The organism is Pseudomonas sp. YL2 (assembly GCF_023063025.1).
GTDB classification, from domain to species: Bacteria; Pseudomonadota; Gammaproteobacteria; order Pseudomonadales; family Pseudomonadaceae; genus Aquipseudomonas; species Aquipseudomonas putida_A.
In genome coordinates, this window is sequence record NZ_JAJSLU010000032.1 from 10,878 (window position 1) to 21,552 (window position 10,675).

Annotated in this window: 8 protein-coding genes; 5 read left to right on the forward strand and 3 right to left on the reverse strand. The window is 61.7% G+C overall.

The genetic code is table 11. The annotated features are described in order from the left end of the window. Window positions 1–129: 129 nt before the first annotated feature. Genes LVD08_RS27575 through rloA form a run of 3 tightly spaced genes read right to left on the reverse strand, consistent with a single transcriptional unit; the run spans window position 130 to window position 3,193 of the window. Window positions 130–1,116 carry an alpha-L-glutamate ligase-like protein gene (locus LVD08_RS27575; protein ID WP_108591205.1) on the reverse strand — a complete coding sequence of 329 codons (987 nt, stop codon included), beginning with the start codon at window positions 1,114–1,116 and terminating at the stop codon, window positions 130–132. Then, window positions 1,116–2,651, reverse strand: coding sequence for an osmotic stress tolerance membrane protein RloB (rloB, locus tag LVD08_RS27580; RefSeq protein ID WP_007960894.1), 1,536 nt, complete (start codon window positions 2,649–2,651; stop codon window positions 1,116–1,118). The genes LVD08_RS27575 and rloB overlap by 1 nt, the downstream gene beginning before the upstream one ends. Window positions 2,652–2,656: 5 nt before the next feature. Continuing rightward, entirely contained in the window at window positions 2,657–3,193 is a 537-nt protein-coding gene (gene rloA, locus LVD08_RS27585) for a retropepsin-like aspartic peptidase RloA (protein WP_025110318.1), read from the reverse strand. A gap of 390 nt (window positions 3,194–3,583) precedes the next feature. Here rloA and LVD08_RS27590 point away from each other — a divergent pair, with 390 nt between their 5' ends. The 5 genes from LVD08_RS27590 (at window position 3,584) to prpF (ending at window position 10,519) form a co-directional block, all read left to right on the forward strand. Then, complete coding sequence (locus LVD08_RS27590) at window positions 3,584–4,306, forward strand: GntR family transcriptional regulator (protein WP_169432611.1); 723 nt, start codon at window positions 3,584–3,586, stop codon at window positions 4,304–4,306. Then, window positions 4,303–5,196 (forward strand): methylisocitrate lyase, encoded by an 894-nt coding sequence (prpB, locus tag LVD08_RS27595; protein ID WP_096797099.1) that lies wholly within the window; start codon window positions 4,303–4,305, stop codon window positions 5,194–5,196. The genes LVD08_RS27590 and prpB overlap by 4 nt, the downstream gene beginning before the upstream one ends. A gap of 137 nt (window positions 5,197–5,333) precedes the next feature. After that, the gene (gene prpC / locus LVD08_RS27600) at window positions 5,334–6,461 is read left to right on the forward strand and encodes a bifunctional 2-methylcitrate synthase/citrate synthase (RefSeq protein ID WP_247269736.1); all 1,128 of its coding nucleotides are present in this window, start codon (window positions 5,334–5,336) and stop codon (window positions 6,459–6,461) included. A 206-nt stretch (window positions 6,462–6,667) separates the two neighbouring features. Then, window positions 6,668–9,262: a Fe/S-dependent 2-methylisocitrate dehydratase AcnD gene (acnD, locus tag LVD08_RS27605; protein ID WP_247269737.1), complete on the forward strand. Its 2,595-nt coding sequence runs from the start codon at window positions 6,668–6,670 to the stop codon at window positions 9,260–9,262. Window positions 9,263–9,316: 54 nt separating this feature from the next. Next, a complete protein-coding gene (gene prpF / locus LVD08_RS27610) occupies window positions 9,317–10,519 on the forward strand; it encodes a 2-methylaconitate cis-trans isomerase PrpF (protein ID WP_247269738.1) in 1,203 nt (400 codons plus the stop codon). Window positions 10,520–10,675 lie beyond the last annotated feature (156 nt).

Here is a 10,675-nt window from a genome sequence, read left to right on the forward strand (position 1 = left end):
GATGGGGGGCGGGGTTGAGCCCTGTGGTGGCGGAAAGTCCGCTCCCGCGAGCAGCCCCCCCCCTACAATCGGGAATCCGTCCCCCTGTAGGAGTGAGCCTGCTCGCGATAGCCGCGCCTCAGTGCTGGATCAGCCCTCGACCGCCGGAATATGCCCAAACATCTCCTGAGTAAACGCCACCCGCTCTTCGACTGACTCCGTCACCCCACGCGCCTTCAGCTCTTCCAGATGCGCCTCGACCGCATGCGTACGCTGGGTCAGCCCGCAATCATTGGCAATCTGGATATTCAGCCCGGGCCGCGCATTCAGCTCGAGAATCAGCGGACCTTTTTCCTGATCCAGCACCATGTCCACGCCGATGTAGCCCAGGCCACACAGCTCATAGCAACCAGCGGCGAGTTTCATGAAGCCGTCCCAGTAGGGCAGTTGCACGCCGTCCACCGCGTTGGTGGTGTCGGGGTGTTTGTTGATGATGTTGTTCAGCCAGGTGCCGCGCAGGGTCAGGCCGGTGGCGAGGTCGACGCCGACGCCGATGGCGCCCTGGTGCAGGTTGGCCTTGCCGCCGGACTGACGGGTCGGCAGGCGCAGCATGGCCATCACCGGATAGCCCATCAGCACGATGATGCGGATGTCCGGCACGCCTTCGTAGCTGATGCTTTTGAAAATCTGATCCGGGGTCACCCGGTATTCGATCAGCGCGCGGTCGCGGTGGCCGCCCAGCGAATACAGGCCGGTAAGAATGCTCGAGATGTGATGTTCGAGTTCTTCATGGGCAAGGATCTTGCCCGAGACCGTGCGATAGCGGCCCTCGAAGCGGTCGGCGATGACGATGATGCCGTCACCGCCAGCGCCCTGGGCCGGCTTGATCACGAAGTCGTTCCGCCCGCCGATGATCTCGTCGAGCTTGTCGATTTCCTTCTCCGTGGAGATCACGCCGTACAGTTCCGGCACATGAATGCCGGCCTCGATCGCGCGCTCCTTGGTGATGATCTTGTCATCGACGATCGGGTACAGGCTGCGCTTGTTGTACTTGAGCACGTAGTCGGCGTTACGCCGATTGATGCCCATGATGCCCCGCGCCTCCAGCGCCTTCCAGGTCTTCCAGAAACCGAACATCAGGCGTCAGCCTTCTTCAGGAAAGCCTTGAAGCGCACCAGTTCAGTCAGGCGGTAGCCGCGATAGCGACCCATCGCCAGCATGAAACCGACCAGAATCAGCAGGATCGCCGGGAAGGTGAACACGAAGTACACCAGCTCCGGCACGGTCATGATCAGGTGCGCCAGCGAGGCGGCGAACAGGGTGCCGATCGCCACTTTCATGGCATGGCTGGCGCCGCGTTCTTCCCAGGTGATCGACAGGCGTTCGATGGTCATGGTCAGAATCACCATCGGGAACAGCGCCACCGACAAACCGCGCTCCAGGCCAAGCTTGTGGCTGAACAGGCTGATGGCGGCAATCAGCACCACCACGAAGGTCAACACCACCGACAGGCGCGGCAGCATCTGCAGCTTCAAATGTTCCAGATACGAACGTAACGACAGGCCCAACGCGGTGATCACGGTAAACAGCAGGATGCCGAAGCCCAGTTGCGTTTCGCGGAAGGCCAGGGCGATCAGCACCGGGGTAAAGGTACCAAGGGTCTGCAGGCCGATCAGGTTGCGCAGGATCAGGATCACCAGCACGCCGATCGGGATCATCACCATGATCATGAACGTCTGCTGGGTCTGCAGCGGCAGGCCGTACAACGAGTATTCGAGGAAGTTGGCGTCGGTGTTTTCGTCGGTCAGCTTGGCCAGACGAATCGCGTTCATCTCGCTGTTGTTCAGGCTGAAGGTCACGTTGGCTTTCTTCGCGCCCTCGATGGTGATCAGGTTTTCATCACCGGTCCACCACAGCAGACGGTCAGTCGGCAGGCCTTGCTCGCCGGTTTCCGGGTTGAAGTACAGCCAGTCGTTGCCGTTGAAACTGCGCAGCCACAGTTCCGGGGTTTGCGGTTGATCGGCGACGAGGCGGATGGTGTGGACTTTTTCTACCGGCACGTGAGCGATGGACAGCAGCAGTTCGACGATCTTCGCCTTGTGCGGCGTCGACGGGTCGCCGGCCAGCAGCAGTTTGACGTTGTCATCGTTGGCGTTGTTGACGCGTTTGATCGCTTCGCCGATGAAGGTTTCGACGTCGGCCGAGTGCTGCCGGATCGGCGCGAGCAGGGCTTCGGCGGCGATTTTTTCCGGGCCTTCGATGGCGATGCTGTCGCGGAAGGTCGGGCCTTTGATCTTGGATTTTTCCGCGGTGTAGCGCTTGGTCAGCACCAGACGGTAATAAAGGGTCTGGTTGCCCTTGGCCCGGCGCGCCGACCAGGTGACCTTGCGGTTGCCGTCGACACGGTTGACCGCCACGCCGTAATTATTGGAGATAAAGCTTTCGTTGAGGCTGACGTAATCGCGGCTCAGCGGTGGCACGAACATCTGGACCTTCACCGGGTCCTTGGTGCTGGCGACGAACTCGACTTTGGCGTCGATGTTCCACAAGTCGTCGGTGGCGTCTTCGGTCACCGGGATGCCGAGCACGAAAATCTGATAGGCCGTAACCGAAACGCCCAAGAGCACCAGAATGGTGATCAGGATTTTCAGGTGGAAGGTTAGAGAACGCATGGAAATTACTCGGCGGTATGAGCGGCGATGGTGCAGGCGGGTTTGCCGGCAGCGTATTTAAGACTGGGGTCGACCAGCGCGTCGAAGCGTTTCAAGGCTTCGGAGCCGATCAAAAGCGGGTATTGGAACGCACTTCGGTCGGTCAGGTTCACTTCGATGCTGCGCAACGCCGTGCCCATGCAGATATCCAGCTCGATCACCGGACGCGCGGTGTATTTCTTGCCTTCTTCCGGGTCGTAGTCGCCGGCGCGGCGCTTGATCTTGCTGACCCGGGCCAGCGGCCTTTCGATCGGGTGCGAATGCGCGGCGTCGATCGCCAGGTAGAAACGCACCCAGGACTCGCCGTTGCGTTTGAAGCGTTTGATGTCGCGGGCACTCAGCGAGGCGGTTTTGGCGCCGGTGTCGAGTTTGGCCGCGACTTGCAGATTGATGCCGTCAAGCGATGCGTATTCGTTGAGGCCGTACACGGTTTTTTCCCCCGCCGCGGCGAGGCCGGGCAGGCAAAACAGCGCAAAAAATGTGGGGAAGGGCTTGAGTCTCATAAATCCTGGTGCGCAGCGTTCCGTTTTCGGTTCAGGTTCCTGGCAATACTGCGCAAGCTCCTTCGTGTGCCTATCAGCTTTTTATGACAAGCCGTACAAATGGCCAGCAAATGCGGGCGGCATTCTAGCACGGTGGTTTTATGGCGCCAGCGCTCCCGCCGGTCTATACCCCTTGGGTAATCCTGTGGGAGCGAGCCTGCTCGCGAAGGCGGTGCTTCATCCAGGCAGATGCTGGCTGACACTACGCTTTCGCGAGCAGGGATTAGGTGATCAGCGGGCGATTGCCTAGGGCTATTAGACGATTGTCGACAATATCCATTTATCCTTTGACTGGCGCCGGCTAATTGGCTAGTTTTTGCCGCATTGGATTTAAAGGTGTCGACAATCATGCTGGATCAACTCGATCCCCCGGTCATCAGCGGCGACGATTCCGAGACGCTCTCGGAAAACGTCTTCCGGCGCATCCAGGCGGCCATCGTCAAAGGCGAGATCGCCCCAGGCAGCAAGATCTCCGAACCCGAGCTGGCGCGCACTTATGGCATCAGTCGCGGGCCGCTGCGCGAGGCCATTCATCGGCTTGAAGGTCAGCGACTGCTGGTGCGCGTACCGCATGTCGGCGCGCGGGTGGTGTCGCTCAGCCACGCCGAATTGCTCGAACTCTACGAAATCCGCGAATCCCTTGAAGGCATGGCCTGCCGGCTGGCGGCCGAGCGCATGAGCGTGGAAGAAATCGACGAACTGCGCCGGGTGCTGGAAACCCACGAGCGCGACGCGGCGTTCCAGGCCGGGGTCGGCTATTACCAGCAGGAAGGCGATTTCGACTTTCACTACCGGATCATCCAGGGCAGCGGCAATCGCACGCTGACGCAAATGCTTTGCGGCGAGCTCTATCAACTGGTGCGCATGTACCGCATCCAGTTTTCCACCACGCCCAACCGCCCGCGTCAGGCCTTTGCCGAACACCACCGGATTCTCGATGCCATCGCCGACCGTGACGGCGAGCTCGCGGAATTGTTGATGCGCCGCCACATCGGCGCCTCGAAACGCAACATCGCCCGTCATTACCAGGACGGCGCCGACAATAAGACAGCCACTGAACGAGGTGAGTCATGAGTTCCAAGCAGAACACTCCAGGCCAGCGTTTCCGCGATGCGGTCGCCAGCGAGCACCCATTGCAGGTGGTCGGCGCGATCAACGCCAACCACGCGCTGCTGGCCAAGCGTGCCGGTTTCAAGGCGATCTACCTGTCCGGTGGCGGGGTGGCCGCAGGCTCGCTCGGCGTGCCGGACCTGGGCATCACCGGCCTGGATGACGTGCTCACCGACGTGCGGCGCATCACCGACGTCTGCGACCTGCCGCTGCTGGTGGACGTCGACACCGGTTTCGGTTCGTCGGCGTTCAACGTGGCGCGCACCGTGAAGTCGATGATCAAGTTCGGCGCCGCGGCGATTCACATCGAAGACCAGGTCGGCGCCAAGCGTTGCGGCCACCGTCCGAACAAGGAAATCGTCAGCCAGCAGGAAATGGTCGACCGCATCAAAGCCGCCGTCGATGCCCGTACCGACGACAGCTTCGTGATCATGGCGCGGACTGACGCGCTAGCGGTGGAAGGTCTGGAGTCGGCACTGGATCGCGCCGCGGCGTGCATCGAGGCCGGCGCCGACATGATTTTCCCGGAAGCCATCACCGAGCTGGAGATGTACAAGCTGTTCGCCAACCGGGTGAAAGTGCCGATTCTGGCCAACATCACCGAGTTCGGCTCGACGCCGCTGTACACCACCGAGCAACTGGCCGGCGCCGACGTGTCGCTGGTGCTGTACCCGCTGTCGGCGTTCCGCGCGATGAACAAGGCAGCGGAAAACGTCTACACCGCGATCCGCCGCGACGGCACCCAGCAGAATGTCATCGACACCATGCAGACGCGCATGGAGCTTTACGATCGCATCGATTACCACACCTTCGAGCAGAAGCTCGATGCGTTGTTTGCACAAAAGAAAGGCTGAACAAGATCCCCTGTGGGAGCGAGCCTGCTCGCGAAAGCGGTGAGTCAGGCAATAACAAAGTGACTGATACGACGCTTTCGCGAGCAGGCTCGCTCCCACACGTTTCCCCTACAAATTCAAGAAAACTGGAGACAGCAATGGCCGAAGCAAAAGTACTCAGTGGCGCCGGGCTCCGTGGCCAGGTTGCCGGACAAACCGCACTGTCCACCGTGGGCCAGGCCGGTGCCGGGCTGACCTATCGCGGCTACGACGTGCGTGAACTGGCAGCCGACGCGCAGTTCGAAGAAGTGGCTTACCTGCTGCTGTACGGCGAACTGCCGACCCGCGCACAACTCGATGCCTACCAGCAAAAGCTGAGCAAGCTGCGCGACCTGCCGCAAGCACTGAAAGAAGTGCTCGAACGCATCCCCGCCGACGCCCACCCGATGGACGTGATGCGCACCGGTTGCTCGTTCCTCGGCAACCTTGAACCGGAGAAGGATTTTTCCGAACAGCGCGACAAGACCGACCGTCTGCTCGCCGCATTCCCGGCGATCATGTGCTACTGGTATCGCTTCAGCCACGACGGCAAACGCATCAACTGCGTTAGCGACGAGCCGACTATCGGCGGCCACTTCCTGCACTTGTTGCACGACAAGAAGCCGAGCGAACTGCACATCAAAGTGATGAACGTGTCGCTGATCCTTTACGCCGAGCACGAATTCAACGCCTCGACGTTTACCGCTCGCGTTTGCGCATCGACCCTGTCCGACCTGTATTCCTGCGTCACGGCGGCTATCGGTTCGCTGCGTGGCCCGCTGCATGGCGGCGCCAACGAGGCGGCAATGGAAATGATCGAGCGCTTCAGCTCGCCGGAAGAGGCGATCAAAGGCACCCTCGGCATGCTCGAACGCAAGGACAAGATCATGGGCTTCGGCCACGCGATCTATAAGGACAGCGATCCGCGTAACGAGGTGATCAAGGGCTGGTCGAAAAAACTCGCCGACGAAGTCGGTGACAAGGTGCTGTTCCCGGTCTCCGAAGCCATCGACAAGACCATGTGGGAGCAGAAAAAACTGTTCCCCAACGCCGACTTCTACCATGCCTCGGCGTATCACTTCATGGGCATCCCGACCAAGCTGTTCACGCCGATCTTCGTCTGCTCGCGCCTGACCGGCTGGGCCGCGCACGTGTTCGAACAGCGCGCCAACAACCGCATCATCCGTCCAAGCGCCGAGTACATCGGCGTCGAACAGCGCAAGTTCGTGCCAATCGAACGTCGCTGAATGGTGGGCCTGCTACACGGGTAACTGGATAAACCGGGAGCCAATGTGGGAGCGGGCTTGCTCGCGAATGCGATGTATCAGTCGACAAAGCCGTTGAATGACACTCCGCATTCGGGAGCAAGCCCCCTCCCATAGTTGACCGAGCCCATTTCAGTACCAGTGTCGGCCCCACCCTTTGAAACTACCGTGACCCGAGTCCTGACCCGATGAACACAGAATTCCGCAAAAACCTGCCCGGCAGTTCCCTGGATTATTTCGACGTCCGTGCGGCGGTCGAGGCGATTCAGCCCGGCAGCTACGACACCCTGCCGTACACCTCCCGCGTGCTGGCGGAAAACCTCGTGCGTCGCTGCGACCCGGCCACGCTCACCGATTCGCTGAAACAACTGATCGAGCGCAAACGCGACCTCGACTTCCCGTGGTTCCCGGCACGCGTGGTGTGCCACGACATTCTCGGCCAGACCGCACTGGTCGACCTCGCCGGCCTGCGTGACGCGATTGCCCAGCAGGGCGGTGATCCGGCGCAGGTCAACCCGGTGGTGCCGACGCAACTGATCGTCGACCACTCGCTGGCGGTGGAAGCGGGCGGTTTCGACAAGCAGGCGTTCGAGAAGAACCGCGCCATCGAAGACCGGCGCAACGAAGACCGTTTCCACTTCATCAACTGGACCAAAAAGGCCTTCAAGAACGTCGACGTGATCCCGCCGGGCAACGGCATCATGCACCAGATCAACCTGGAGAAAATGTCCCCGGTGATCCAGGTGCGCGACGGCGTGGCGTTCCCCGACACCTGTGTCGGCACCGACAGCCACACCCCGCACGTCGATGCGCTGGGCGTGATCGCCATCGGCGTCGGTGGCCTCGAAGCCGAGAGCGTGATGCTCGGCCGCGCCTCGTGGATGCGTCTGCCGGAAAGCGTCGGCGTCGAACTGACCGGCAAGCTGCAACCCGGCATCACCGCCACCGACATGGTGCTGGCGCTGACCGAATACCTGCGCAAACAGAAAGTCGTCGGCGCCTGGCTGGAGTTCTTTGGCGAAGGCGCGTCCGCGCTGACCCTCGGCGACCGCGCGACCATCTCCAACATGGCCCCGGAATACGGTGCCACCGCAGCGATGTTTTACATCGACCAGCAGACCATCGACTACCTGAAACTCACTGGCCGCGAAGACCAGCAAGTGCAGCTCGTCGAGCAGTACGCCAGGCTCAACGGCCTGTGGGCCGACAGCCTGAAAGGCGCGCAATACGAGCGTGGCCTGACCTTCGATCTGTCGTCGGTGGTGCGCAACATGGCCGGCCCGAGCAATCCGCACGCCCGTGTGGCGGTAGCGGATCTGGCGGCCAAAGGCATCTCCGGGCAGTGGGATGACGTGCCGGGGCAAATGCCCGACGGCGCGGTGATCATCGCTGCCATCACCAGCTGCACCAACACCAGCAACCCGCGCAACGTGATCGCCGCCGGTCTGCTGGCGCGCAACGCCAACAAGCTCGGCCTGACCCGCAAGCCGTGGGTCAAATCCTCGCTGGCACCGGGGTCGAAAACCGTGGCGCTGTATCTCGATGAGGCGGGGCTGACCACGGAGCTGGAGCAACTCGGTTTCGGCGTCGTCGCGTTTGCCTGCACCACTTGCAACGGCATGTCCGGCGCACTCGATCCGGTGATTCAACAAGAGATCATTGACCGCGATCTGTATGCGACGGCCGTGCTCTCCGGCAACCGCAACTTCGACGGCCGCATTCACCCGTACGCCAAACAGGCGTTCCTCGCGTCGCCGCCGCTGGTGGTCGCGTACGCCATCGCCGGAACCATCCGTTTCGACATCGAGAAAGATGTGCTGGGCGTGGTCGACGGCAAGGAAATCCGCCTGAAAGACATCTGGCCGAGCGACGAAGAAATCGACGCCGTGGTGAAGTCGTCGGTCAAGCCGGAGCAGTTCCGTCAGGTCTACATTCCGATGTTCGCCGTCCACGAAGACACCGGCCCGAAAGTCACGCCCCTGTACGACTGGCGCGAGATGAGTACCTACATCCGCCGTCCGCCGTATTGGGAAGGCGCGCTGGCCGGCGCGCGGCCGCTGAAGGGCATGCGCCCGCTGGCAGTGCTGCCGGACAACATCACCACCGATCACCTGTCGCCCTCCAACGCGATCATGCTCGACAGCGCCGCCGGCGAATACCTGGCGAAAATGGGCCTGCCGGAAGAGGACTTCAACTCGTACGCCACGCACCGTGGCGACCACTTGACCGCGCAGCGTGCAACCTTCGCCAACCCGAAACTGTTCAACGAAATGGTTCAGGAAAACGGCAAGGTCAAACAGGGCTCGCTGGCGCGGGTCGAGCCGGAAGGCCAGGTGATGCGCATGTGGGAAGCCATCGAAACCTACATGGAGCGCAAGCAACCGCTGATCATCATTGCCGGCGCCGACTACGGTCAAGGTTCGTCCCGCGACTGGGCGGCCAAGGGCGTGCGCCTGGCGGGTGTGGAAGCAATCGTTGCCGAAGGTTTCGAGCGTATTCATCGCACCAACCTGGTGGGCATGGGCGTGTTGCCGCTGGAGTTCAAACCGGGCACCGACCGTCACACGCTGGCCATCGACGGCAGCGAAACCTACGACGTGATCGGCGCCCGCACCCCGCGCGCCGACCTGACGCTGGTGATCCACCGCAACAACGGCGAGCGCGTAGAAGTGCCGGTAACCTGCCGTCTGGATACCGCTGAAGAAGTGTCGATCTACGAGGCCGGCGGCGTGTTGCAGCGCTTCGCCCAGGACTTCCTCGAAGAGTCGGCGGTTGCCGTTTAAATCACGTAGTGCGAGCGCGGGTCGGTTGACCCGCGTTTGCGGATAAGGAGCACCATGGCTCACGCAGCTCATTTCGCACCGCAGATCAAAATCCCCGCCACCTACATGCGCGGCGGCACCAGCAAAGGCGTGTTCTTCAGCCTCAAGGATCTGCCCGAAGCCGCGCAGATTCCCGGCCCGGCCCGCGATGCCTTGCTGCTGCGGGTGATCGGCAGCCCCGACCCGTACGACAAGCAAATCGACGGCATGGGCGGCGCCACCTCGAGCACCAGCAAAACCGTGATCCTGTCGAAAAGCATCAAGGCTGATCACGACGTCGATTACCTGTTCGGTCAGGTCTCCATCGACAAGCCGTTCGTGGACTGGAGCGGCAATTGCGGCAACCTCTCGGCGGCGGTCGGCTCGTTCGCCATCAGCAACGGTCTGGTGGAGGCCAGCCGCATTCCGCACAACGGCGTGGCGGTGGTGCGCGTGTGGCAGGCCAACATCGGCAAGACCATCATCGCCCACGTGCCGATCACCAACGGCGAAGTGCAGGAAACCGGTGATTTCGAGCTCGACGGCGTGACCTTTCCGGCCGCCGAAGTGCAGGTCGAATTCATGGACCCGGCGGCGGAAGAAGAGGGCGGCGGCGGTTCGATGTTCCCCACCGGCAACCTGATCGATCAGCTTGAGGTGCCGGGTGTCGGCACGTTCCAGGCGACCATGATCAACGCCGGGATCCCGACGATTTTCGTCAACGCCGCAGACATCGGCTACACCGGCACCGAACTGCAAAGCGCGATCAACAGCGACCCGCAAGCCTTGCAGATGTTCGAAACCATCCGCGCCTACGGTGCGTTGCGCATGGGCCTGATTTCGAATCTGGACGAAGCGGCCAAGCGACAGCACACGCCGAAAGTCGCGTTCGTCGCCAAGCCTGCGGATTACATCGCGTCCAGCGGCAAGGCGATTGCTGCCGCTGATGTGGATCTGCTGGTGCGTGCGTTGTCGATGGGCAAGTTGCACCACGCGATGATGGGCACTGCCGCCGTGGCCATCGGCACCGCTGCAGCGATCACCGGTACCCTGGTGAACCTCGCCGCCGGTGGCGTTGAACGCACGGCAGTGCGCTTCGGCCATCCGTCCGGGACCTTGCGTGTCGGAGCCGAGGCCAGTCTGGAAAACGGTGAGTGGGTGGTGAAAAAAGCCATCATGAGCCGCAGTGCCCGCGTCCTCATGGAAGGCTACGTACGCATCCCAGGCGACTCCTTCTGACACTACACCGAACAAAAACTGTGGGAGCGGGCTTGCTCGCGAAAGCGGCGCACCAGGCAAAAATGATGTCGACTGACACTACGTCTTCGCGAGCAAGCCCGCTTGTGTCTGAGTAAGGGAATAAACTCTGGGGTGAGAGGGGTGGATGGCAAGCTG